Source organism: Janthinobacterium sp. 344 (assembly GCF_900112025.1).
Classification (GTDB): domain Bacteria; phylum Pseudomonadota; class Gammaproteobacteria; order Burkholderiales; family Burkholderiaceae_D; genus Janthinobacterium.
In genome coordinates, this window is record NZ_FOKL01000010.1 from 128226 (window position 1) to 151948 (window position 23723).

22 protein-coding genes are annotated in these 23723 nt (G+C 63.6%); 7 read left to right on the plus strand and 15 right to left on the minus strand.

The annotated features are described in order from the left end of the window. The first annotated feature begins 1 nt into the window (after position 1). Positions 2-892 carry an ArgP/LysG family DNA-binding transcriptional regulator gene (locus BM193_RS23445; protein WP_092801479.1) on the plus strand — a complete coding sequence of 297 codons (891 nt, stop codon included), beginning with the start codon at positions 2-4 and terminating at the stop codon, positions 890-892. A gap of 1 nt (position 893) precedes the next feature. On the opposite strand, the gene BM193_RS23450 is transcribed toward BM193_RS23445, so the two are convergent. After that, the gene (locus BM193_RS23450) at positions 894-2966 is read right to left on the minus strand and encodes a primosomal protein N' (protein ID WP_092801482.1); all 2073 of its coding nucleotides are present in this window, start codon (positions 2964-2966) and stop codon (positions 894-896) included. 5 nt (positions 2967-2971) lie between these two features. Between BM193_RS23450 and BM193_RS28560 the strand changes: the two genes are divergently transcribed. After that, positions 2972-3262 carry a hypothetical protein gene (locus BM193_RS28560; protein WP_139176303.1) on the plus strand — a complete coding sequence of 97 codons (291 nt, stop codon included), beginning with the start codon at positions 2972-2974 and terminating at the stop codon, positions 3260-3262. A 572-nt stretch (positions 3263-3834) separates the two neighbouring features. Here BM193_RS28560 and hemE read toward each other — a convergent pair. After that, on the minus strand, positions 3835-4920 hold the full coding sequence (gene hemE, locus BM193_RS23455) for a uroporphyrinogen decarboxylase (RefSeq protein WP_092801485.1): 1086 nt from the start codon (positions 4918-4920) through the stop codon (positions 3835-3837). A gap of 198 nt (positions 4921-5118) precedes the next feature. On the opposite strand from hemE, the gene BM193_RS23460 reads away from it, so the two are divergent. The 5 genes from BM193_RS23460 (at position 5119) to BM193_RS23480 (ending at position 14417) form a co-directional block, all read left to right on the plus strand. Further along, positions 5119-7077 (plus strand): dipeptidyl-peptidase 5, encoded by a 1959-nt coding sequence (locus tag BM193_RS23460; protein WP_092801488.1) that lies wholly within the window; start codon positions 5119-5121, stop codon positions 7075-7077. Beyond that, positions 7074-11255 carry a DEAD/DEAH box helicase gene (locus BM193_RS23465; RefSeq protein ID WP_092801491.1) on the plus strand — a complete coding sequence of 1394 codons (4182 nt, stop codon included), beginning with the start codon at positions 7074-7076 and terminating at the stop codon, positions 11253-11255. Before BM193_RS23460 ends, BM193_RS23465 begins: the two co-directional genes overlap by 4 nt. Before the next feature lie 69 nt (positions 11256-11324). Next, positions 11325-11813 (plus strand): hypothetical protein, encoded by a 489-nt coding sequence (locus BM193_RS23470; RefSeq protein WP_092801494.1) that lies wholly within the window; start codon positions 11325-11327, stop codon positions 11811-11813. Positions 11814-11989: 176 nt separating this feature from the next. Then, a complete protein-coding gene (locus BM193_RS23475) occupies positions 11990-13843 on the plus strand; it encodes a DUF885 domain-containing protein (RefSeq protein WP_092801679.1) in 1854 nt (617 codons plus the stop codon). 172 nt (positions 13844-14015) lie between these two features. Beyond that, the gene (locus tag BM193_RS23480) at positions 14016-14417 is read left to right on the plus strand and encodes a hypothetical protein (RefSeq protein WP_092801497.1); all 402 of its coding nucleotides are present in this window, start codon (positions 14016-14018) and stop codon (positions 14415-14417) included. 84 nt (positions 14418-14501) lie between these two features. Here the strand turns inward: BM193_RS23480 and tatC are convergent, their stop codons facing one another. The 13 genes from tatC to hisD form a co-directional block, all read right to left on the minus strand. Further along, a complete protein-coding gene (gene tatC, locus BM193_RS23485) occupies positions 14502-15257 on the minus strand; it encodes a twin-arginine translocase subunit TatC (RefSeq protein WP_092801500.1) in 756 nt (251 codons plus the stop codon). Continuing rightward, the gene (tatB, locus tag BM193_RS23490; protein ID WP_092801502.1) at positions 15254-15796 is read right to left on the minus strand and encodes a Sec-independent protein translocase protein TatB; all 543 of its coding nucleotides are present in this window, start codon (positions 15794-15796) and stop codon (positions 15254-15256) included. The genes tatC and tatB overlap by 4 nt, the downstream gene beginning before the upstream one ends. A 48-nt stretch (positions 15797-15844) precedes the next feature. Continuing rightward, the gene (gene tatA, locus BM193_RS23495; protein ID WP_092801505.1) at positions 15845-16084 is read right to left on the minus strand and encodes a Sec-independent protein translocase subunit TatA; all 240 of its coding nucleotides are present in this window, start codon (positions 16082-16084) and stop codon (positions 15845-15847) included. Positions 16085-16164: 80 nt separating this feature from the next. After that, complete coding sequence (locus tag BM193_RS23500; protein WP_092801508.1) at positions 16165-16536, minus strand: histidine triad nucleotide-binding protein; 372 nt, start codon at positions 16534-16536, stop codon at positions 16165-16167. A 15-nt stretch (positions 16537-16551) separates the two neighbouring features. Then, positions 16552-16923 carry a phosphoribosyl-ATP diphosphatase gene (locus BM193_RS23505; RefSeq protein WP_092801512.1) on the minus strand — a complete coding sequence of 124 codons (372 nt, stop codon included), beginning with the start codon at positions 16921-16923 and terminating at the stop codon, positions 16552-16554. Beyond that, the gene (hisI, locus tag BM193_RS23510; RefSeq protein WP_071326065.1) at positions 16920-17357 is read right to left on the minus strand and encodes a phosphoribosyl-AMP cyclohydrolase; all 438 of its coding nucleotides are present in this window, start codon (positions 17355-17357) and stop codon (positions 16920-16922) included. Before hisI ends, BM193_RS23505 begins: the two co-directional genes overlap by 4 nt. A gap of 19 nt (positions 17358-17376) precedes the next feature. Then, a complete protein-coding gene (gene hisF, locus BM193_RS23515) occupies positions 17377-18138 on the minus strand; it encodes an imidazole glycerol phosphate synthase subunit HisF (protein ID WP_092801682.1) in 762 nt (253 codons plus the stop codon). Between the two features lie 59 nt (positions 18139-18197). Beyond that, on the minus strand, positions 18198-18971 hold the full coding sequence (gene hisA, locus BM193_RS23520) for a 1-(5-phosphoribosyl)-5-[(5-phosphoribosylamino)methylideneamino]imidazole-4-carboxamide isomerase (protein ID WP_092801515.1): 774 nt from the start codon (positions 18969-18971) through the stop codon (positions 18198-18200). Between the two features lie 64 nt (positions 18972-19035). Beyond that, positions 19036-19674 (minus strand): imidazole glycerol phosphate synthase subunit HisH, encoded by a 639-nt coding sequence (gene hisH / locus BM193_RS23525; protein WP_092801519.1) that lies wholly within the window; start codon positions 19672-19674, stop codon positions 19036-19038. Positions 19675-19711: 37 nt separating this feature from the next. After that, entirely contained in the window at positions 19712-20302 is a 591-nt protein-coding gene (gene hisB, locus BM193_RS23530) for an imidazoleglycerol-phosphate dehydratase HisB (RefSeq protein WP_092801522.1), read from the minus strand. A 19-nt stretch (positions 20303-20321) separates the two neighbouring features. Further along, the gene (gene hisC, locus BM193_RS23535) at positions 20322-21416 is read right to left on the minus strand and encodes a histidinol-phosphate transaminase (RefSeq protein ID WP_092801525.1); all 1095 of its coding nucleotides are present in this window, start codon (positions 21414-21416) and stop codon (positions 20322-20324) included. A 22-nt stretch (positions 21417-21438) separates the two neighbouring features. Next, on the minus strand, positions 21439-22392 hold the full coding sequence (locus tag BM193_RS23540; RefSeq protein ID WP_092801685.1) for a DNA-methyltransferase: 954 nt from the start codon (positions 22390-22392) through the stop codon (positions 21439-21441). 5 nt (positions 22393-22397) lie between these two features. Further along, positions 22398-23723, minus strand: a complete 1326-nt coding sequence (gene hisD, locus BM193_RS23545) for a histidinol dehydrogenase (RefSeq protein WP_092801528.1) — start codon at positions 23721-23723, stop codon at positions 22398-22400.

The following is a 23723-nucleotide window of genomic DNA, read 5'->3' on the forward strand; positions in this document are numbered from 1 at the left end:
AATGGGATCACTCGATTATCGCGCGCTGGCCGTGCTGGACGCCGTGGCCAGCCATGGCAGTTTCGACAAGGCCGCCCTGGCCCTGGGCATCACCCAGTCGGCCGTCTCGCAGCGCATCAAGGCGCTGGAAGACGCCAGCGGGCGCCTGCTGATCATCCGTGGCCAGCCCGCCGTGCCGACGGGACTGGGCCAGCGCCTGATCGTGCATCACCGCAACGTCAAGCTGATGGAAGCGTCGCTCGACATCGACCTGGGCAACAGCGTCAGCATGCCGGAGATCGCCATCGCCATCGATGCCGACAGCCTGGCCACCTGGTTCCCCGACACTTTATTCGCCCTGCTGGCGCCGCCGCGCTGCCAGCTCGACGTGCGCCTGGCCGACAGCGATGCCGCCTTGCAAATGGTGCGCGACGGTACGGTATTTGGCTGCGTGGCGGGCCCCGCCAGCGTGGCAAGCGAGGCGGCGGCCGCCCCCAGCGTGACGCCGCTGGGCAGCCTGCGCTATGTCTGCGTGGCAACGCCCACTTTTGCCGGGCACTGGTTCGGCGATGGTTTTATTGCCGAGGCGGTACAACTGGCGCCAGCCGTGGTGGGCCAGCACGCCTTGCTGGCGCGTTTCCTCGCGGAACAGTTGAATGTGCGCGAAGCGTTTCCGCACCACACGTTACCGGTCGAAGCGGCGCGCCGCGGCTGCGTCCAGGATGGCCTGGCCTACGGCCTGCTGCCGCAGCGCCTGGCCGCGCCCGCGCTGGCGACGGACCGTCTCGTGGATCTGCTGCCGGGCCGCACCCTGGACGTGCCGCTGAGCTGGCATGCGTGGACCCTGGACACGCCATTTACCAAGCTATTGTCGGAACAGATCGTCCAATCGGCGCGCGACTACCTGCAATAAGTTAAATATCCAGCGGGTCCACTTCCAGCGACCATTTCACGCGCGTCTTCATGGCGCGCAACTCCGTTAACCATTCCTTCAAAAACGCCTGCAGGGCCGGCCGCGAAGGCGATTCCAGCAGCAGCTGGGCGCGGTCCACGTTGTAGACGCGCGTCATGCTCATGGGAATCGGATCGTTGATGGTCACCTGCGGGTGTTGCATGCATTCCTTGGCCGCCTGCAGGAATTCGATGGCCGTCGCCAGCTCGGGCGCCTCGGCGCGCAGCAGGGCCTGGAACAGATAGGGCGGCAGCGCCGCCTGCTTGCGCTCTTCCAGCAAGGTGGTGGCGAAATGGTCGTAGTCATGGTTGACGACGGCGTCATACAGCGGATGGCGCGCATAGCGCGTCTGGATCAGCACTTCACTGACGCTGCCGCCTTCCGTCTGCGCGGCCCGCCCGGCGCGGCCCGCCACCTGCATCAGCTGGGCGAACAGCCGTTCGCTGGCGCGGTAATCCTGGGAAAACAGGGCCGTGTCCGGATTCAGGATGCCCACTAAAGTCAGCTTTTTGAAGTCGTGGCCCTTGGCCACCATCTGCGTGCCGATCAGGATATCCACGTCGCCGCGGTGCACGGTATCGAAGGCCTCTTGCGCGCTGCCCTTCTTGCGCGTGGAATCGGCATCGATGCGCAAAATCCGCGCCTCGGGAAACAATTGCTGCAAGCCCTCTTCCACGCGCTGCGTGCCGCGTCCCAGCGGCTGCAGGTCGACGTTGCCGCAGGTGGGGCAGTGACGGGGGATGCGCAATTCCAGGCTGCAATGATGGCAGCGCAGGCGGTGCTCGGGCTTGTGCAGCACCATGAACGAGGTGCAGCGCGTGCAATTGCTGATCCAGCCGCACGATTCGCAGCAGATCACGGGCGAATAGCCGCGCCGGTTCAGGAACAGCAGCGACTGCTCACCGCGCTCCATGCGCAGTTTCAAGGCGGCGACCAGGTGCGAAGTCAGTCCATCCTTCGGCCGGTCGCGCTCCATATCCAGCAGTTTCACGCGCGGCAACACGGCATTTTTCACGGCCCGTTCGCGCAACTCCAGCTTGCGGTAGCGTCCCGTCTGCGCGTGGTGCCAGCTCTCCAGCGACGGCGTGGCCGAGCCCAGCACGATGGGAATCTGCAATTGCCAGGCGCGCCACACGGCCAGGTCGCGCGCGGAATAGCGCAAGCCTTCCTGCTGCTTGTAGGAAGGATCGTGCTCCTCGTCGATGACGATCAATTTGAGTTTCGGCAAGGACGCCAGGATGGCCAGCCGCGTGCCGAGCACGATGCGCGCCTGGCCCTGGTGCGCGGCCAGCCAGTGCAGCATGCGCTCGCCTTCGGACAGGCTGCTGTGCAGGGTGGCCAGCATGACGCCGGGAAAGCGCGCGCGGATATTGCCTTCCAGCTGGGGGGTCAGGTTGATTTCCGGCACCAGGATCAGGATTTGCGCATCGTCCTCGCGCGCCAGCACCTGGGCGCACGCTTGCAGATACACTTCCGTCTTGCCGCTGCCCGTCACGCCGTAGAGCAACGTCGGCTGGAAACCCTGCGCCCCGCCGATGGCATCCGCCGCTTCCTGCTGGGCCGGGTTGAGGGCCGGCATGTTCAGCGGCGTGCCGTCATGCACATCGGCCAGCTTGGCCAGCTTCTTGATGGCGCGGTCCAGCGCCACGGTGGTCAGCACGCGCAGGTTCTTCGGCAGTCCCGGCAGGGCCACCTCGCCCAGCGGACGCTGGTAGTAATCGGCGGCGAAGGCGGCCAGCGCCAGCCACTGTTCCGACAGGGGCGCCAGCTGGCTGCGCACGGCCAGCACGTCCTTCAATTTCGCATCGGGCACATCGGTGCTGTCGGCTACGCCGACGATCAGCCCCATCACTTCGCGCCGGCCAAACGGCACCAGCGCCAGCTGTCCCACCTGCGGCAGCGGTGCAACGGTGCCTTCGGCGCCCGCCTCCCGCGCCGCGTTGCCGCCGCCGTTCCAGCGGTAGTCGAACAGGGCATTGAGGGGCGTGTCGAGCGCGACTTTCAGGATGCACGGCGTCGGGATGCACTGCGGCATGGGTGGTGTGGCCTATCTATCTCAATAAAAAGCGTCAAAAACGCGCCTGGGGGGACATGGCGCTGCGGGGGTGTCAGGCATCGAGCCAGCCGGCCATGATACTTGTTCCGCCCCTTGAATGCCTAACGGCGGGCGCGTCGGCGCGTCAAAAGGGCGCTGGCCGCCCTGAAGAAAATTCTGTGGATAACTTTGTGGACAAAGCAAAATTAACTTTCAGAAAAATGTGGATAGAATATTTTGACCGCCGTCAAGAGGGGCACACAAGAAAAAATAAACGTTTAAAATCAATGAGTTAAAAATTACCGCCCGGGAGGCGTAAAAACGGGAGGACTTTTTCGCTGCTGTGCATAACTGAACCATTCGTGAATTTTTTATCCAGAAATAAGACCATTTTCCATGACTTGAATCAACCTCAGCATTAGAAAAATGAGGCAAAGTTGACAATTGCCGGGCAAACGCTCTGTTGCACCAGCAGGGCCGTGAAACATTGTTCAAATATCATGCGCTGCAACATGGACTTCAGGTGAAACCTGAACATCTGCGCTAAGTCTCGGTTAACACATTACTTTTCAATTTTATCCACAGAATCTGTTGATAACTTTGTGGACAATGCGCTGACAAGCCTGGCAAGGGGAGGAATAACCTGCTTCTTTGCCATAAAGTGCGTCCAAGCGTGGGGTTTTTATTTCTTAATAATCAAATACTTGCAATGCCTCTCCGGGCATGGCCTTTGCACTGCCTCTTATTTCCGCAGCAAAAAAAATTGTGCATAAGTCGGTATTCCTTGCTACCACGCAGCAAAGAAAAAAGGCAGGCTCCCGCTGGAAAGCCTGCCTTTTCGTCCCCGGCCTGGGGAATACAGCGGAGGTTACTGACCGCTGCGCATGGCGCGGCTCATGCTGTGCACGGCTTCCACCATCGCTGCCACGGATTCCGGCGGCGTGAACTGGGAAATGCCATGGCCCAGGTTGAACACGTGGCCCGTGCCTGCCGACGGCGCGCCGAAGGCGTTGAGCACTTTTGCCACTTCGGCGCGGATCTGCTCGGGGCTGGCGAACAGGATGGCCGGGTCGAGGTTGCCCTGCAAGCCCACTTTATGCCCCACCAGCTGGCGCGCGCGCGTCAGGTTCACGGTCCAGTCCAGGCCCACGGCATCGGCGCCGATGTCGGCGATCTGCTCGATCCACTGGCCGCCGCCCTTGGTAAACACGATGGCGGGAATCTTGACGCCATCCTTGTCGCGTTTCAGCTGCGCCACCACTTGCTGCATGTAGGCCAGCGAGAATTCCTGGTAGGCGCCATCGGCCAGCGCACCGCCCCAGGAATCGAAAATCATCACGGCTTGCGCGCCGGCATCGATTTGCGCATTCAGGTACTGTGCCACGGAGGTGGCGTTGATCGCCAGGATGTGATGCATCAGGTCCGGGCGGTTGTACAGCATCTTCTTGATGGTATGGAACTCTTTCGAGCCGCCGCCTTCCACCATGTAGCACGCCAGGGTCCACGGGCTGCCGGAAAAGCCGATCAGCGGCACGCGGCCGTTGAGTTCCGTGCGGATTTGCGTGACGGCCTTGAAGACGTAGTCGAGCGACGCCAGGTCCGGCACCTGCAATGCCTGCACGTCCTGCTCCGTGCGCAGCGGGCGCTCGAACTTCGGGCCTTCGCCATCGGCGAAATACAGGCCCAGGCCCATGGCGTCCGGCACCGTCAGGATGTCGGAAAACAAAATCGCCGCATCGAGCGGGAAACGCTCCAGGGGCTGCAAGGTGACTTCCGTGGCGTAATCGGGATTCTTTGCCAGGCCCAGGAAGGAGCCGGCCCGCTCGCGCGTGGCGCGGTATTCGGGCAGGTAGCGGCCCGCCTGGCGCATCAGCCAGACAGGCGTATGCTCGGTCGGCTGGCGCAGCAGGGCGCGCAGGAAAGTGTCGTTCTGGAGCGGAGCAAATTGTGGCATGGAAGGCAATCAATAGCTTGGAGAAGCGGTATTATCGCATCCAATCGCCGCCATTTCATTGATTCCAGTGCCGCTTTGCAGCATTTGCCGTGCGCGCCATGGCTTTCGTTGCGCACGCCCTTCCATTATGATGATGCACGCTGCCACGCGCCCTGACCCTGCCTGGCGGCCATTGATCCCCCACTACACGGAGCCCGCATGACATCGACCGCATCCAGCCCATCCCCCTTGACCGCCCCCTGCGGCACCTGGCCTTCGCCGATCAGCGCGGCCATCGTTGCCGCCGGCGCCTCGCCACTGACGCAGCTGGCCCTGGGCGGGGCCGATGGCGGCGATGTCTTCTGGCTGGCCGGGCGCGCCAGCGAGGCGGGCCGCAACACCCTGCTGCGCCAGCGCGGCGCGCGCGTCGATGAACTGACGCCGGCGCCCTTCAATGTGCGCACCCGCGTGCACGAATACGGTGGCGGCGCGTACGCCATCGACGGCGACGACGTGATCTTTTCGCATTTCGCCGACAACCGCCTGTACCGCATCGCCGGCGACGGCGCGCCGCAAGCCTTCAGCGCCGGCGGCAACACGCGCTACGCGGACTTCGTCGTCGATGCGGCGCGCGCGCGCCTGATCGCCGTGCGCGAACAGCATCCGCAAGAAGGCCATGCGCATCCGGAAAACAGCCTGGCCGCCATCGGTTTCGACGGCCGCGAAACGGTGCTGGCACGGGGCCACGATTTTTATGCGGCGCCACGCCTGTCGCCGGACGGCAGCCAGCTGGCCTGGATCAGCTGGGACCACCCGCGCCTGCCATGGCAGGGCACGGAACTGTGGCTGGCCGACGTGCATCCGGACGGCAGCCTCGGTTCGCCGCGCCTGATCGCCGGCGGCGCGCGCGAGGCGATTTGCCAGCCGGAATGGTCGCCGAACGGCTTGCTGCACTTCGTTTCCGACAGCAGCGGCTGGTGGAATCTGTACCGCCTGCAAGGCGGCGAGATCGAGGCGCTGTGCCCGATGGAAGCGGAATTTGCCACGCCGCACTGGACCTTCGGCGGCAGCATGTACGGTTTCCTGTCCGACGACGAGATCGTCTGCACGTATATCCAGGCGGGCATCAGCTATCTGGCGCAATTGAGCGTGGCGGCGGCCAAGCTGGAACCGATTCCCCACCCATACCAGGAAATCCGCGAACTGCGCGTGGGACCCGGCTTCGTGGCCTTGCTGGGCGGCAGCCCCACCATCGCGCTGGAACTGGCGCGCATCGATCTGTCGAACCATGAGCTGGAAGTGCTGGCGCAGTCGATCGCCCAATTGCCCGCGCTCGCCTACCTGTCCGTGCCGCGCAGCTTGAGCTTTACCAGCAGCAATGGCCGTACGGCCTACGCCTTCTTTTATCCGCCGAAAAATGACGACGTGCAGGCGCCGGCGGGAACCTTGCCGCCCGTCATCGTCATCAGCCACGGCGGCCCCACCAGCATGGCCAGCAATACCTTGAAACTGGCGACGCAATACTGGACCAGCCGCGGCATCGGCGTGCTCGACGTCAATTACGGCGGCAGCAGCGGCTTCGGCCGCGAATACCGCGATGCGCTGCGCGGGCAGTGGGGCATCGTCGACGTGGAAGACTGCATCGCCGGCGCCCGTTACCTGGCCGCCAACGGCCTGGCCGACCCCGAGCGCCTGATCGTGCGCGGCGGCAGCGCGGGCGGCCTGACGACCCTGTGCGCGCTGACCTTCCACGACGTCTTCAAGGCCGGCGCCAGCTATTACGGCGTGTCCGACCTGCAAGGCCTGGACAACGATTCGCACAAGTTCGAATCGCGCTACACGGACTACCTGATCGCCTCGCAGCCCGAGGCCGAGGCGCTGTACCGCGAACGCTCGCCCATCCACCATACGGATAAACTGTCGCGCCCCATGATTTTCTTCCAGGGCCTCGACGACAAGGTGGTGCCGCCGCAGCAGTCGCAGCTGATGGTCGACGCCCTGCGCGCGCGCGGCGTGCCGGTGGCCTACGTGCCGCTCGAAGGCGAGGGACACGGCTTCCGCAAGGCGGAAAACATCGTGCGCACGCTGGAAGCGGAACTGTATTTCTATCAGCGCGTCTTTGGCCTGCCGGTGGCGGACGGCGAACCGCCCGTGCATATCGATAATCTGCCTGCATGACCGAGCAAAACGTCGACCAACATCTGCGGGACGAATTCGCCGCGCTGGAGCGGCACGAGCAGATGATCCTGGCCTTGCTGGCGATCACGGGCGAGCCGGTGGGCAAGCATGCCGTGTATGAACACTTGCAGCGCGCCAATGTGGTCGAGCCGGACGGCACGCCGTTTACCTTGCTGGTGGTCACGGGCATGCTGCAGCGCCTGACACGCCTGGCGCTGGCATCCGAGATCGTCGGGCGCGGCTTTGCCTGCGAAGCGAAGCTGCGCTGGCCCGCCATGCGCGCCGCCATCGAGCACCTGGTGTTCCGCGACCTGTGCCAGGCCATCGAGCTGATCAATCCCGTGCGCCGCAACTGGGATGGCTATGTGGAGCTGCGCAGCTATCGGCAAGGCGTGGCGCGCCTGCGCATCGCCCTGTTGCGCAATGACGAGGTACGCCACGTGGCCGCCATCCTGGCCGCCTGCATGGCCTGCTATGAAGCGCAGCAGCTGCATCCGCTGATCGAGATCTTCGGCCGTCCGTTCGAGCCGGAAATGTTGTCCTTCGTCATGCCGCAATTGCAGGATGACATACTCGCCGTGCTGCTGGGAAACGCCCCGCGCGAACCGGCCACGGCGCATGCCATCCGCGCCTATGCGCGTGCCCACCATGCGCGCCAGACGGCGGCCGGCGACCATATCGGCGCCGCCCTGCCGCTGGCCCTGGCCGAGGATGCCCTGCTGTGCGGCGAACTCGACGCGGCCGCGCGCTACCTGGCAGGCCAGCAGGGGCCGCAGGTGCTGTTTATCGACAGCAGCATCGCCCTCTTGCGCGGCGAACATGCGCACGCCGTGGCGGGCTTTGAAACGGCCCTGAAGGGGCTGCGCAAGGAAGCGGGCAAGCGCAAGCTGTGCTTTACGGGCATCGGCGGCCATTTATATGTGCTGGCCCTGCTGCGCGGCAACGACGCCAAGCTGCTGAAAAGCGCGGAAAGCTACCTGGACATCGCCCTGCACGCGCAGCCGAACCACGACAGCCTCGTCTACCAGCAGTTGAATACCCTGCGCCTGGTGCGCGCCGGCGTGCTGCAGGCGGACGCCATTCCCACGCGCAACTGGGAAACGGGCTTGCAGGCACAGCTGTTCCAGGGCTTGCTGTACTACTGGCTGGCCCTGCCGCAACTGGCCGAGCGCAAGCCGCAGCTGCGAGCGCTGGTGCAGCAGGCGGACGCGGCCGGCTACGACTTGCTGGCGGCTCAGGCGGCCGGCTTGCTGGGCCTGATGAGCGAGCCGGACCAGGAGCGCTATGCCACCGCAAAACGGGCGCAGCACGGCTTGACGGACATGGCGCCGTGGTTCGAACGCCAGGAAGCGTGGCAGCGCCAGCTGAGCGCCCTGATCAACCTGCAGCAGAACGCGCCCGCCGAAGCGCTGGGCGGCGTCTCGCGCCTCGTGTGGCTGGTGGCGTTCGACCCGCGCTTCGGCTTGACGGCCGTGGAAGTGCGCGAGCAGAAACGCGACGCGCGCGGCGGCTGGAGCAAGGGCCGCGCCATGGGCCTCAAGCGCCTGGCCGAAGAGGCGGGCGACATCGATTTCCTCACGCCGCAGGACGCGCGCGCGGCGGGCAGCATCGCGCCGTTCAAGCAATACTATTCGTCGGCGCCGCGCTACGAAGTCGAGCTGGACAAGGCCGCCGTGCTGCTGGTGGGCCACCCGCTCGTCTTCTGGCTCGACCACCCCGAGACGCGCGTGGAGCTGATCGCCGGCGCGCCCGAGCTGCTCATCAAGTCGCACGAGGGGCAGCTGTGGCTGGGCATGCAGCCGCCCTTGCCCGACAACGGCAGCAATGTGGTGGTGCAGCGCGAGACGCCGACGCGCCTGCGCGTGGTGCACATCCTCGACGAGCACCGGCGCATCGGCGCCATCGTGGGCCTGGGCCTGTCCGTGCCCCTGCACGCGGAAAAACAGGTGATGCAGGCCATCGGCGCCATCTCGTCCATGGTCACCGTGCAATCGGACATCGGCGGCGGCGCGGGCGACGCGCACGCCATCACGGCCGACCACCGCCTGCACGTGCACCTGCTGCCCTACCAGCAGGGGTTAAAGATGCAGATTCTGGTGCGCCCGCTGCTCGACAACGGCGCCTATTACGCGCCAGGCAGCGGCGCCGAAAGCGTGTTTGCCGACGTGGCGGGCCGGGCCGTGCAAGCGCGGCGCGACTTGAATGCCGAACGCGAAGCGCAGCGCCAGCTGATCGGAAAATGCCTGGTGCTGGAAGAGGCGGAAGAGGAGCATGGCGAGTGGCTGCTGGGCCAGCCCGCGCTGGGCCTGCAATTGCTGGTGGAATTGCAGGCGCTGGACCCTGCCGGCATGGTGCTGGCGTGGCCCGAAGGCGAAACCATGCGCGTGTCGAAACGCATCGACAGCGGCCAGATGCGCCTGAATATCAAGAGTGAAAAAGACTGGTTTGCCGCCAGCGGCGAAGTGCAGATCGATGAAGACAAGGTGATGGATTTGCGCGCCCTGCTCGATTTGATGCAGAACAATAAAAGCCGCTTCGTGGCCCTGGGCGACAACCAGTTCCTCGCCCTCAGCGACGAATTGCACCGCCGCCTGTCGGAACTGGCCGCGTATGGCGAAGCGCATGCCGATGGCGTGCACATCCACCCGCTGGCCGCCTTTGCGCTGGAAGAACTGGCCAACGACGCGGGCGGCGTGAAGGCCGATAAATTGTGGCGCGAACATTTGCTGCGCCTGCGCGCCCTCGACGATTATCAACCGCAGTTGCCCAGCACCCTGCAGGCGGACTTGCGCGACTACCAGCTGGCCGGCTACGAGTGGCTGGCGCGTCTGGCGCACTGGGGCGTGGGCGCCTGCCTGGCCGACGACATGGGGCTCGGCAAGACCTTGCAGGCGCTGGCCCTGATCCTGGCGCGCGCGCCGAACGGCCCCACCCTCGTCGTCGCGCCCACCTCCGTGTGCCTGAACTGGATCAGCGAAGCGCAGCGCTTCGCCCCCACATTAAAAATAAAGCTGTTCGGCGGCGGCGACCGCGCCGACATGCTCGACACCTTGCAGCCGTTCGACGTGGTGGTGGCCAGCTATGGCTTGCTGCAGCAGGAAGCGGCCATGTTTGCCGGCGTGCGCTGGCATACGATCGTGCTCGACGAGGCGCAGGCGATCAAGAATGGCGCCACCAAGCGCTCGCAAGCCGTGATGAGCCTGCAGGGCGATTTCCGCATGGTGGCCAGCGGCACGCCGCTGGAAAACCACCTGGGCGAGCTGTGGAACCTGTTCCGCTTCATCAACCCCGGTTTGCTGGGCACGCTGGACCAGTTCAATCTGCGTTTCGCGGGACCGATCGAGAAAGACCAGGACAAGCGGGCGGCGGCCGGCGCGCGCCTGCGGCTGCGCCGCCTGATCGCGCCGTTCATCCTGCGCCGCACGAAAACGCAAGTGCTGTCGGAATTGCCGTCGCGCACGGAGATCGTGCTGGAAGTGCAGCTCTCGCCGCAGGAGACGGCGCTGTACGAATCCTTGCGCCGCGAAGCGCTGGAAAAGCTGGCCATGGTGGAGGGGCCGGCGTCGAAAAAAGCCATCCAGATTCTGGCGGAGATCATGAAGCTGCGCCGCGCCTGCTGCAATCCGCACCTGGTGGCGCCGGAACTGGGCCTGGCCAGCAGCAAGCTGGCGGCGTTCGCGCAATTGCTGTCGGGCTTGCTGGAAAACCGCCACAAGGTGCTCGTCTTCAGCCAGTTCGTCGACCATCTGAGCCTCATCCGCCAGCATCTGGAGCAGCATGGCGTGCGCTACCAGTATCTCGATGGCAGCACGCCCATGCAGGAGCGCAAGCGCCGCGTGGATGCCTTCCAGGCGGGCGAAGGCGATGTCTTCCTGATCAGCCTGAAAGCGGGCGGCATGGGCATCAATTTGACGGCGGCCGATTACGTGATCCACATGGACCCGTGGTGGAATCCGGCCGTGGAAGACCAGGCCTCGGACCGCGCCCACCGCATGGGGCAGTTGCGCCCCGTCACCATTTACCGCCTGGTGGCGAAGCACACGATCGAGGAAGGCATCGTCGAATTGCACCAGCACAAGCGCGACCTGGCCGACAGTCTGCTGGAAGGCAGCGACGCGGCCGCGCGCATGTCGGCCAGTGACATGCTGGGCATGCTGCAGGACGGGTTGAAGCGATGAGCTTGAAAAAATGCACGGGCAAGCCGCGTTCCATGCGATGATCGTTTTTCCCTGTTTATCCGCCACGCCATGACCGACTATATCGCCACCAGCGCCGGCCAGCGCGCCACCTTTTTGTGCGGCAAATCCTGGACCGCGTATGTCAGCACCTTCATCATCGCCGTGCTGCTGTTTTTTGCCGCCCTGCCGCTGGCCTTCAAGTACAACACGCGCGCTGCCTTTGTCGTACTGATCGGCTCGGCGCTGATCGTTGGCTACCGCCTGCTGACCATCCGCAGCTATCAGCTGTACTACGATGAAACGGGCGTGTGGCTGGCGTCCGGCATCTTGCCGTGGAAGAAAAAACTGATGGGCGTCAAATGGCGCGACATGGACGAAGCCGTCTACGAGACCAACTTCTGGAGCTGGCTGTTCCAGTCCTATACGGTGCGCGTCAGCCAGCGCTACACGCAGGACATCGAAATCCACGCCACCGGCATGGCGCGCGGCAAGGATGCCGTGGCGGCCCTGAATGCGCGCCACCAGGAGATGCTGCACGGTAGCGCCATCGTCGTCTAGACCCGCGGGGCGGGTGGCGCGAGCGCAAAAATCTGCGCAACGGCGGCAATTAATGCTAATCTTTGGGCCGCCCTGGCAAGCAGAGCCGACCTTTCAATAGTTGTTTGTTATCTATATTGTCAGTTTATTCTTTACTGATAATGACAAATAACCAAATATTCAAGAGATAAACTATGCTGACAAGAAATAAAGTTGCGCTCGCCGCATTGATGATGGCCTTTACCCTGACACCGGCCAGCGCCGCCAAGAAGCCGCACGGCAAGGCGTCCACCAGCAGCAAGAAAAAAACCGTCGCCAAGAAAGCCGTCGTCGCCGGCGCCGCCGCCACGGCAGCCACCGCCGCCGTGGCCGCCAACGAGACCAGCAGCGACCGCTCCATGAATAACCTCAGCGGCCAATTCCTGACGGCCCTGTGGCGCCTGGACCCGGAAAGCGCGATCGCCGCCGGCAAGTACGATGGCGCCGCCAACCTCACCATCCCGGACGCGGCCAGCCGCCAGAAACAGCTGGCCTTCATCGAGGAATGGCTGGGCAAGTTCGAGAAGCTGAATGCGAGCAAAATGTCGGACAAGCAACGTACCGACCTGGCCTTGCTGACGAATAAATTGCAATCGGACCGCTGGTATCTGACCACCTTCCGCGAATTCGAATGGAATCCCGCCCAGTACAACGTGGCCGGCACCATCGACTTCATCCTGAATACGGAATACGCGGCGCAGCCGCAGCGCCTGCGTACCTTGCTCAAGCGCATCGCCACCGTGCCGCAATACTATGCGGCCGCGCGTGCCAGTATCAATCACCCCACGCGTGAACACACGCAGCTGGCCATCGCCCAGAGCGCTGGCGTGCTGAGCGTGCTCGATGACCTGAACAAGACGGCACAAGGCTCCATCCTCACACCGGTGGAAAAACAGCTGTACAACGCGCGCATCGCCGCGGCGCGCACGGCCGTGCAAGGCTATGCGGCCTGGCTGACGGAACAGGATGCCGCGCTGGCGCAGAACGGCAATGCGCGCTCCTTCCGCATCGGCAAGGAACTGTACGAACAGAAATTCGCCTACGATATCCAGGCTGGCGTGAGCGCCGAGCAGATGTACCAGAAGGCCCTGGCCGCGCGCGAGAAGCTGCTCGAGCACATGGATAGCCTGTCCGATGAACTGTGGGTGAACACCATGGGCAACACGGCCAAGCCGGCGGACCGCACGGCGAAGATCGGCATGGTGATCGACAAGCTGTCGAGCAACCATGTGGCCGCCGCCGACTTCGTGCCGGAAATTCGCCGCCAGATCCCGCAGCTGCAGGAATGGGTGACCAGCCACAACCTGCTGACCATGGACCCGAAAAAACCGCTCGTCGTGCGTGAAACGCCGCCCTACCAGCGCGGCGTGGCCGGTGCCAGCATCGAGGCGCCCGGTCCGTACCGTCCGCAGGACCGCACCTATTACAACGTGACGCCGCTCGACGGCGAGACGCCGGAACAGGCGGAAAGCAGCTTGCGCGAATACAACCACTGGATCTTGCAGATCCTGAATATCCACGAAGCCATCCCCGGCCACTACACGCAGCTCGTGTACGCCAACAAGTCGCCGTCGCTGATCAAGTCGATCTTCGGCAATGGCGCCATGATCGAAGGCTGGGCCGTGTATGGCGAACGCATGATGCTCGAATCGGGCTATGGCAATAACGCGCCGGAAATGTGGCTGATGTACTCGAAATGGAACTTGCGCAGCGTCACCAACACGATCCTCGACTACAGCGTGCACGTGCTGGGCATGACGCGGGAACAGGCGCTGGACTTGCTGACGCGCCAGGCCTTCCAGACGCAGCGCGAAGCGACGGAAAAATGGCGCCGCGTGCAGCTCAGTTCGGTTCAACTGACCAGCTATTTCAGCGGCTACAGCGAAATCATGGACTTGCGCGAACAGCGCAAGCAAGCCCTGGGCAACAAGTTCGTGCTGAAGGATTTCCATGAGCAATTCCTCAGCTACGGCAGCGCCCCCGTGAAAGTCATCAAGGAATTGATGAATTAAGCGGCGCTCGCCGTCTGCTTGCAAAGGGCGCTGCGGCGCCCTTTTTGCCTCCATTTGCGCCGCCGCAAAGCACCGCCTGCCCGCTCCATTACGCTGACGGGAAGGCAGGCGCCACCGCACTCCTCACTGGCAATTGCCGATTTTCCTGCTAGGCTGGATATCAGGAGCGTCCATGCATATGCCCATCCAGTTCGACACCCTCGATTACGCCAAACGCCTCGCCTCGGCCGGCGTGCCCACCCAGCAGGCGGAAGCCCATGCCATGGCCCTGGGCGAGGTACTGGGCTCGGCCGTCGTCGTGCATGGCGAACTGGCGGCGCTGGAGCGCACGCTGCTGGGGGAAATCAAGCTGCTGTCGCAGAACGTCGATACCAAGTTAGGCGCTCTGGAGGCGAAGATCGATGCGCTGGAGCTCAGGCTCGACACCAAAATAGACGCCCTGGAGCAAAAATTCGACGCCCGCCTGGAACGCCTGGACTTGCGCCATGGCGCCGACATGAAGCACGTGTACTGGATGATGAGCACCTTGATCCTGCTCAACCTGGGCATCCTCAGCAAACTGATGCTGCAGTAAGCACTCACCAACTTTCCTGGCAATCAAAAAGCCGCTGCTCCCGGGGGAGGTCAGCGGCTTTTGCTTGTGAGTATTGTCGAGCCTCTAGGACGCCTCTTCCGGCGCCTGCGTGGCCCTGACGAAGACGGGCGCCACCAGCAGGCCCAGCTCGAACAGCAGCCACATGGGGACGGCCAGCGAGAACTGGCTGACCACGTCCGGCGGCGTGACGATGGCGGCAATGACGAAGGCGCCGACGATGACGTAGGGACGCACTTCCTTGAGCTTGGCAACGGTAACGAGGCCCATGCGCACCAGGATCACCACCACCACGGGGACCTCGAAGGTGGCGCCAAAGGCCAGGCACATCGACATGACGAAATCGAGATAATTTTCGATATCGGGCGTGACGGCGATCGAGGAGGGCGCGAAATTGCTGATGAAGTGAAACACGCGGCCAAAGACAAAGAAATAGCAGAAGGCCACGCCGGCCATGAACAGCAGGGACGACGAGATGACCAGCGGCGCGATCAGGCGCTTTTCATGCGTGTACAGGCCGGGCGCGATGAACGCCCACATCTGGTACAGCACCCACGGCAGCGAGACGATAAAGCCCAGCAGCAATGTCACCTTCATGGGAATCAGGAACGGCGACACCACGCCAGTGGCGATCAGTTTCGAGCCGACAGGCAGCGACGCCAGCATGGGGGCGGCGATGAAGTCATAGATGTGCGAGGCACCCGGCCAGTAAAACAGGATGCCGCAGACGATGGCGAAGCCGATCGAGGCCTTGACCAGGCGGTTGCGCAGCTCGACCAGATGCGAGATAAAGGTTTCTTCCACCGGGGATTTGCTACTCATGAGTAAAAGGAGGACGCGCTGGCGCGGGGACGGAAGCGGGCCACGCGGGCGGCCGCCGACTGCACGTGCAGCTTGCCGCCGTGGCGCTGCTTGTACCAGCCGGGAATGGCGGAATTGCGCACCAGTTTCTTGCGGCGGAATTCGCGCGCCTTGCGGGCCAGGTCATCGTTGGTGGCGCGCAGCATGGCTTCGTGGGCATCATGCCCGTCGTCATGGCCTGCAGAGGACGTGGCATCGCCGCGCCAGGCGTCTTCCACCGCGGCCAGGTTGCCGGAAATCGAGTTTTCCACGCCATGCATGGATTTCTCCACGCTTTGCTTGACGGAATGGGCCGCTTCCTGCACTTCCTTCTGCAGGTTTTTCAGCTCTTCCATCTCGATTTCGCGCGAGACTTCGGACTTCACCTGGTTCAGATAGCGTTGCGCGCGGCCATACAGGGTACCGGCCATGCGCGCCACTCTCGGCAACTTTTCAGGGCCGATGACTATCAATGCAACCACGCCGATGATGGCGATTTTAGAGAGACCGAGATCGATCATAAGCGGACAAGGGCTGTTACCGGACGAGGCAAGCGCCCCGCCACGCTATCAGAACTTGGTTTTCTCTTTCGTCTCGACGTCGATGGTGCTTTTGTCGGCCACTTGCGATGGCGCAGCAGCAGGAGTGTTGGCTGGAGGAGGGACTTCCTCGTCGCCCTTGACGCCATCCTTGAAGCCTTTGACGGCCTTGCCGATATCACCGCCGATATTGCCCAGTTTTTTGGTGCCGAAGACCAGCATCACAATGACCAGAACGATCAGCCAGTGCCAAATACTCAATGAACCCATCACATTCTCCTTGCGGGACGGTGCCCGAATAGCGTCAACCAATGCCGGTAGTATACACGCGAACCCGGCGCGCGGCGAAATCAGTGCTGGCCGCGCCAGGGACGCGGGCCGCCATACACATGCATGTGCAGGTGGTACACCTCTTGCCCGCCATTCGGGCCGCTGTTGATCATGGTCTTGAAGCCGCCCGACGGCACGCCATCGGCGTCATAGCTGACGGCGCAGCCGAACTCGGCAGCGAGCTTTGGCGCCAGGCGCAGCAGCTTGCCCAGCATTTGCGTATGGCTGTCGTCGCAGTCGGACAGGCTGGCCACGTGGCGCTTCGGGATCAGCAGCAGATGCACGGGGGCGGCCGGGTTGATGTCCTTGAAGGCCAGCAAATCGTCGTCCTCATACACGATGGACGCAGGAATTTGTTTTGCAGCAATCTTGCAGAAAATACAGTTATCCACGCACGCTCCAGTAGGTCAGTGTTTGTCTGTTTCGCCAGCGTCGCGCAGCGCATCCTTGCGCGCGGCTTTTTCTTCCAGGCCGGACAGGCCTTCGCGGCGCGCCAGCTCGTCGAGCACCTGCTGCGGCGTCAGGTCGAACTGCGCCAGCATCACGAGTGAATGAAACCACAGGTCGGCGCACTCGTACAAGACCTTCGACGGGTCGTTGTCGCGGCGCGCATCCTTGGCGGCCATTACCGTTTCCGTCGCCTCTTCGCCGATCTTTTTCAGGATGGCATCGTCGCCCTTGGCAAACAGGCGCGCCACGTACGAGGTGGCGGGATCGCCGCCATTGGCCAGCTTGCGTGATTCGATCACGGCGGCCAGGCGTTTTAAAGTTTCGCTCATTTGTTCTTGGTTTCCGCGTAAATCGTCTCAGGGTCTTTCAGCACGGGATCGGTGACTTGCCATTCCCCCGTTTTTTCGTCGCCTTCGAACTTCTGGAAGAAGCACGAATGGCGGCCCGTATGGCAGGCGATGCCGCCGGCTTGCTCGATTTTCAGCAAGACCACGTCCTCGTCGCAATCGAGGCGGATTTCCAGCACCTTTTGCGTGTGGCCCGACTCTTCGCCCTTGTGCCACAGTTTCTTGCGCGAGCGGCTCCAGTACACGGCTTCGCCCAGCTCCACCGTGCGCGCCAGCGCGTCGCGGTTCATCCAGGCAAACATCAGCACGTCATTGCTGCCCGCTTCCTGCGCGATCACGGGCACGAGGCCGTGCTCGTCCCACTTGACCTTTTTCAGCCACTTGGCATTGCTCGATACAATTGTTGCGTTTTGCATAATCTTCTATCCTGCTGGTTTACGCCAGGCGCATGGGAATGCCCTGCTGCGCCATGAAACGCTTGGCTTCCTGCACCGTGTGCTGGCCGTAGTGGAAGATGCTGGCGGCCAGCACGGCGTCCGCGCGGCCCACCTTGATGCCATCGACCAGGTCCTGCAAGCCGCCCACGCCGCCCGAGGCGATCACGGGAATGCTGACGGCATCGGACACGCCGCGCGTCAGGCCCAGGTCAAAGCCCACTTTCGTGCCATCGCGGTCCATGCTGGTGAGCAAGATCTCGCCGGCCCCCAGGCTTTCCATTTTACGCGCCCAGTCGAACGCGTCCAGACCCGTGGCATTGCGTCCGCCGTGGGTAAACACTTCCCACTTGCCGGGCGACACCTGCTTGGCGTCGATGGCGACGACGATGCATTGCGAACCGTGCTTTTGCGACGCTTCATACACGAGTTGCGGGTTCGTCACGGCCGAGGTGTTGATGCTGACCTTGTCGGCGCCCGCGTTGAGCAGGCGGCGCACGTCTTCCACCACGCGCACGCCGCCGCCCACCGTCAGCGGAATGAACACTTGCGAAGCCACCGCTTCGATGATGTCGAAGATCAGGCCGCGGTTGTCGCTCGAAGCGGTGATGTCGAGGAAAGTGATTTCATCGGCGCCCTGCTCGTCATAGCGGCGGGCGATTTCCACCGGGTCGCCGGCGTCGCGCAATTGCGTGAAATTGACGCCTTTGACGACGCGGCCATTGGTCACGTCGAGGCAGGGGATGATACGTTTTGCAAGCATGATGAGTTCCAGATTGTCGCCAGGCCCGGACATGCCTGCGCATGCCGGGCCGGGCAGGCTTAGACGGCGGCGTCGGTCAGTTCGTCGGCGCGTTCCTGCGCCTGCGCCAGGTCGATCGTGCCTTCATAGATGGAACGGCCGCAGATCACGCCTTCGATGCCTTCCGCCTGGACGGCGCACAGCGCTTCGACGTCGCCGATATTGTGCAGGCCGCCCGAGGCGATGACGGGAATCTTGACGGCTTGCGCCAGCTTGACGGTGGCCTCGATATTGATGCCGCCCATCATGCCGTCGCGGCCGATGTCCGTGTAGATGATCGATTCGACGCCGTAGGCTTCGAATTTTTTCGCCAGGTCGATCACTTCGTGGCCCGACATCTTGCTCCAGCCATCGGTGGCCACCTTGCCATCCTTGGCATCGAGGCCGACGATGATGTGGCCGGGAAAGGCGCTGCAGGCGTCATGCAGGAAGCCGGGGCTTTTCACGGCCGCCGTGCCGATGATGACGTAGCTGATGCCCGCATCCAGGTAGCGCTCGATGGTGTCGAGGTCGCGGATGCCGCCGCCCAGCTGCACGGGGATTTCCTCGATGTCGTTTTCCACGGCGAAATCCTGCACGGCTTGCAGGATGGCTTTCACGGCGCCCTCGTTCTTCGGCTTGCCGGCAAAGGCGCCGTTCAGGTCGACCAGGTGCAGCCGGCGCGCGCCCTGCATCAGCCAATGGCGGGCCATCTCGGCCGGGTCTTCGGAAAATACGGTGGCAAGTTCCATATCGCCTTGTTTCAGGCGTACGCAGTGACCGTCTTTCAGGTCGATGGCGGGAATAAGCAGCATGGTCAGTGTGGTTTAGAGTAAGAGTGAAGAGCGAAAAAAAGCCGGAAAAGTCACGTAGGGAGCGTCAAGGTTGCCAGTGAACGAAGTTCTTGTACAGCTGCAAGCCAGCGGCAGCGCTTTTTTCAGGGTGGAACTGTGTCGCGAAAATATTATCACGGGCGACGGCGCAGGCGAACGGCGCGCCATAGACAGTCTCGCCCACCGTGTGCGCCGCCTCTTGAGGTTGAGCAAAATAGCTGTGCACAAAGTAAAAATACGCGTTGTCGGCGATGCCATCCCACATGGCATGGGACGCCGTTTGCCGCACTTGGTTCCAGCCCATTTGCGGCACCTTGAAGCGCGAGCCGTCTTCCTGCACCTGGCCGTCGAGCTGGAAGCGCACGACTTTGCCTGGCAGCAAGCCCAAGCCGGCCGCGTCGCCCTCTTCGCTGCTGTCGAACAGCATCTGTTCGCCGATGCACACGCCCAGCACGGGCCTGCTGTCGGCCGCGCGCAGCACCGCCTCCAGCACGCCCGATTCGCGCAGGCTGCGCATGCAGTCGGGCATGGCGCCCTGGCCCGGCAGGACGATGCGGTCGGCGCCGTCGATGTCGGCCGGCTCGCCGGAGATGCGCACATCGGCTTCCGGCGCCACGGCGCGCAGGGCCTGCGCCACCGAGCGCAGGTTGCCCATGCCGTAATCCACCACCACAATTTTATTCATGTTTAATCTCGGAATCTACAGGTAGCGCGGGCGGCGCTTACAGGCTGCCCTTGGTCGATGGAATGATGCCGGCCGCGCGCTCGTCGAGCTCGGCAGCCATGCGCAGCGCGCGGCCAAAGGCCTTGAACACGGTTTCGCACTGGTGGTGGGCATTCGTGCCGCGCAAGTTATCGATATGCAAGGTCACGCCCGCATGGTTGACGAAGCCGCGGAAAAATTCCAGGGTCAGGTCGACGTCGAAGCCGGCGATCATGGCGCGCGTAAACGGGATGTGGTATTCGATGCCCGGGCGGCCCGAGAAATCGAGCACCACGCGCGACAGCGCCTCGTCCAGCGGCACGTAGGCATGGCCGTAGCGGCGGATGCCTTTCTTGTCGCCGATGGCCTTGGCCACGGCCATGCCCAGGGTGATGCCCACGTCTTCCACCGTATGGTGGTTGTCGATATGCACGTCGCCCGTCGCTTCGATATCCAGGTCGATCAAGCCGTGGCGGGCGATCTGGTCCAGCATATGGTCGAGGAAGGGCACGCCCGTATTGAGCTTTTGCTGGCCGGTGCCGTCCAGGTTGAGGGCGACGCGAACTTGCGTCTCGTTGGTGTTACGCGTGATTTCTGCGGTGCGGGTCATGGGAGGCTCTGGCGATTAGCTAAACGAGGGATGCCTTGAAGGCATCGTAAAAAAGGGAATTCTCTTCCGGGGTGCTGACGCTGATGCGCAGGCAATTGGCCAGCGCAGCATGCATTTTACTCATATTTTTAATTAAAACCCTGCGGGCAAGCAGTTTTGCGCAAACATCGTCGGCATCAGCCACACGAATCAGAAGAAAATTTGCCTTCGAGGGGAACACGGTCACGCCGGGCAGTTCCGCCAGGCGCAGCGCCAGCGCGTCGCGCGCGCTGTTGAGCAATGTCGCCTGGGCGTTGAGCACATCGAGGTGCGCGAGCGCGAATTCGGCCGCCGCCTGCGTCAGCACATTGACGTTGTACGGCGGGCGCACTTTTTCAAACTGCGCCAGCAGGGCCGGCGCGGCCGACATGTAGCCCAGGCGGATGCCGGCCAGGCCCAGTTTCGACACGGTGCGCATCACCACCAGGTTCTCGAACTCGGGCAGGCGGCCCATGAAGCTGTGCTGCGCGAACGGCTCGTAGGCTTCGTCGACGACGGCGATGCCCGTGTCGCCCAGGGCCGCGAGGATGCGCTCGATATCGGCGCTGGCGAACAGGTTGCCCGTCGGGTTGTTCGGATACGCGAGGAAGACCAGCGCCGGGCGGTGTTCGGCGATGGCCGCCAGCATGGCCGGCAGGTCCAGGCTGAAGTCCGCCTGCAGGGGCACGCCGACGAAATCCATGCCGGCGAACTGCGCCGAACGCGCATACATGACGAAGGCCGGCACGGGCGCCAGCAGCACGGCGCGCTGGCCCGGCTCCTGGGTGGCGCACGCCATGGCCAGGATCGAGATCAGTTCATCGGAGCCATTGCCCAGCAAGACATCGTAGCCGGCGGGCACGCCAAGCTTTTCGCAGATGGCCGCCTGCAGGCTGGCGTAGGAAGGGGGGTAGCGGTTCAGCACGGCGCCGGCCAGGCGCGCGCCCAGTTCCTCGCGCAGCTGCGGCGGCAGCGGATACGGGTTTTCCATCGCATCGAGTTTGATGTAACCGCTGGCATCGGCAACCTGGTAGCTTTTCACGGCCCGCACATCGGGCCGCACGGTGTTGCTGATTAACTGCTCGAGGAAAGACATGCTGCAAACACTCCTGATGGAATTAGATGGATACGTCTTCCGGCACGCCGGCGCTGCGCGCCTTGCGGGCCGGGTTTTTTTTCACGGCGGACGTCTTTTTCGCCGCCGCCGGTTTCTTCGCGGCCGCCTTGGCCGCCGTGGGCGCGGCGCTCCTGCGCTTGGCCGGCGCCTTCTTCTTGTCCGCCTGCGGCGCGGCCGGTTCGGCCTGCTCCTGGGCGAGCGCCGCCAATCGCTGTTCGATGATGGCGCAGTAATCGGGATTCAATTCAAAGCCGACGAAGTCGCGCCCGCAGCGCTTGGCCGCCAGCGCCGTGGTGCCGCTGCCCATGAACAGGTCGAGCACCACGCCGCCAGGCGGGCACGAGGCCTTGAGCATGCGCTCGATGATTTCCAGCGGCTTTTGCGTCGGGTGGTCGGCCCGTTCCGGGTGTTCCTTGTGCAGGCGCGAGACGCTCCACAAGTCTTTCGGGTTGTAGCCCACTTCCAGCCATTTGGCGCCGATGAAAATCGAGCGCGAGCGGGCTTTTTTGGTGGCCGCGTCGTAGGCGATGCGCACCGCGTCAAGATCGAAGTAGTAATCCTTGCGCTTGACGAAGAAGCCGATGGTGTCGTGCACCGATGAAAAGCTGCGCACGCTGCCGCCCATGGACGGCACGCGGCGGTCCCAGATGATTTCATTCATCATCGCCATGCGCTGTTTCAGCATGACGAAGATCTCCGGCGAATAGCGCCAGGTGAGAAAGATATACAGGCTGCCGTTGGCTTTCAGCTTGGGCAGCGCCGCGTCGATCCACTGCTCCGTCCAGCGCAGGTAGTCGGCCACCGACTGCTGGTCCGAGGCGTTGCCGTAATCCTTGCCCAGGTTGTACGGCGGATCCGTCAGGATCAGGTCCACCGAGCCATCGGGAATGCGCGCCAGCCCCGCCAGCGCGTCCTCGCAATAGACCCGGTTGACCCAGTCCGGCTGATCCGCCATCGCCGTCATGGCTGCGGCTTCAGGCGCAGTTCGGCGCTGCGCGCGTGCGCCTGCAAGCCTTCGCCATACGCCAGGGTGGCGGCGACACGGCCCAGGGTTTGCGCGCCCGCCTCGCTGACGTGAATGATGGAAGAACGCTTCTGGAAGTCGTACACGCCCAGCGGCGACGAAAAACGCGCCGTGCGCGACGTCGGCAGCACGTGGTTGGGACCGCAGCAATAGTCGCCCAGCGATTCGGACGAAAAACGGCCCAGGAACATGGCGCCCGCGTGGCGGATTTTATCTGCCCACTGCTGCGGATGCTCCGCCGAGATTTCCAGGTGCTCGGCGGCGATGGCATTGGCGATCTCGCACGCCTCGTCCATGCTGCGCACCTTGATCAGCGCGCCCCGGTCGGCCAGCGAGGTGCTGATGGTGGCCTGGCGCGGCATCGTCGGCAGCAGCTTGGCGATGCTCTCCTCGACTTTCGCGATGTAGGCGGCGTCAGGGCACAGCAAAATGGCTTGCGCCAGTTCGTCGTGCTCGGCCTGCGAAAACAGGTCCATCGCCACCCAGTCCGGGTCCGTCGTGCCGTCGCACAGCACCAGGATTTCCGACGGCCCGGCGATCATGTCGATGCCGACGATGCCGAACACGCGGCGCTTGGCGGCCGCCACATAGGCGTTGCCGGGGCCGACGATTTTATCCACGGCGGCGATCGTCTGCGTGCCGTAGGCCAGCGCGCCGACGGCTTGCGCGCCGCCGATGGTGATCACGCGCGTCACGCCGGCGATGGCGGCGGCGGCCAGCACCATCTGGTTTTTCACGCCGTCCGGCGTCGGCACCACCATGATGATTTCGCCCACGCCCGCCACGTGCGCGGGAATGGCGTTCATCAGCACGGACGACGGATACGCCGCCTTGCCGCCCGGGACGTAGATGCCGACCCGGTCCAGCGGCGTGATCTTTTGCCCCAGCAGCGTGCCATCAGGCTCGGTGTAGGTGAAGCCGCGCAATTCCTCGCGCTGGCGTTCGTGGAAGGCGCGGATGCGCTGGGCGGCGACCTGCAGCGCTTCGCGCTGGGCCGACGGCAAGCCGTTCAGGGCCGCCTGCAATTCGGCCTGCGAAATATCAAACGCCGCCATTTCCGCCGCGCCGCCGTGCGGGATGCGGTCGAAGCGGTTGGTGTATTCCAGGACGGCGGCATCGCCGCGCGCTTTCACGTCGGCGAGGATTTTTGCGACCGACGTTTCAATCGCTGCGTCGGTGCCCGCCTCGAACGCCAGCAGCGTATCGAGCGATTGTTGGAAACCTTCCTGGCTTGAATCGAGCTTGCGTATCTGTATCGGCAT

Coding starts and splice junctions, on each gene's coding strand:
- BM193_RS23480 (WP_092801497.1), top strand. CDS start 14,016: ATGCATATGCCCATCCAGTTCGACACCCTCGATTACGCCAAACGCCTC.
- hisC (WP_092801525.1), bottom strand. CDS start 21,416: ATGTCTTTCCTCGAGCAGTTAATCAGCAACACCGTGCGGCCCGATGTG.
- tatA (WP_092801505.1), bottom strand. CDS start 16,084: ATGGGTTCATTGAGTATTTGGCACTGGCTGATCGTTCTGGTCATTGTG.
- BM193_RS23465 (WP_092801491.1), top strand. CDS start 7,074: ATGACCGAGCAAAACGTCGACCAACATCTGCGGGACGAATTCGCCGCG.
- tatC (WP_092801500.1), bottom strand. CDS start 15,257: ATGAGTAGCAAATCCCCGGTGGAAGAAACCTTTATCTCGCATCTGGTC.
- tatB (WP_092801502.1), bottom strand. CDS start 15,796: ATGATCGATCTCGGTCTCTCTAAAATCGCCATCATCGGCGTGGTTGCA.
- hisF (WP_092801682.1), bottom strand. CDS start 18,138: ATGCTTGCAAAACGTATCATCCCCTGCCTCGACGTGACCAATGGCCGC.
- BM193_RS23505 (WP_092801512.1), bottom strand. CDS start 16,923: ATGAGCGAAACTTTAAAACGCCTGGCCGCCGTGATCGAATCACGCAAG.
- hisA (WP_092801515.1), bottom strand. CDS start 18,971: ATGCTGCTTATTCCCGCCATCGACCTGAAAGACGGTCACTGCGTACGC.
- hisD (WP_092801528.1), bottom strand. CDS start 23,723: ATGCCGATACAGATACGCAAGCTCGATTCAAGCCAGGAAGGTTTCCAA.
- hisH (WP_092801519.1), bottom strand. CDS start 19,674: ATGAATAAAATTGTGGTGGTGGATTACGGCATGGGCAACCTGCGCTCG.
- BM193_RS23445 (WP_092801479.1), top strand. CDS start 2: ATGGGATCACTCGATTATCGCGCGCTGGCCGTGCTGGACGCCGTGGCC.
- BM193_RS23460 (WP_092801488.1), top strand. CDS start 5,119: ATGACATCGACCGCATCCAGCCCATCCCCCTTGACCGCCCCCTGCGGC.
- BM193_RS23540 (WP_092801685.1), bottom strand. CDS start 22,392: ATGGCGGATCAGCCGGACTGGGTCAACCGGGTCTATTGCGAGGACGCG.
- hisB (WP_092801522.1), bottom strand. CDS start 20,302: ATGACCCGCACCGCAGAAATCACGCGTAACACCAACGAGACGCAAGTT.
- BM193_RS23470 (WP_092801494.1), top strand. CDS start 11,325: ATGACCGACTATATCGCCACCAGCGCCGGCCAGCGCGCCACCTTTTTG.
- hemE (WP_092801485.1), bottom strand. CDS start 4,920: ATGCCACAATTTGCTCCGCTCCAGAACGACACTTTCCTGCGCGCCCTG.
- BM193_RS23450 (WP_092801482.1), bottom strand. CDS start 2,966: ATGCCGCAGTGCATCCCGACGCCGTGCATCCTGAAAGTCGCGCTCGAC.
- hisI (WP_071326065.1), bottom strand. CDS start 17,357: ATGCAAAACGCAACAATTGTATCGAGCAATGCCAAGTGGCTGAAAAAG.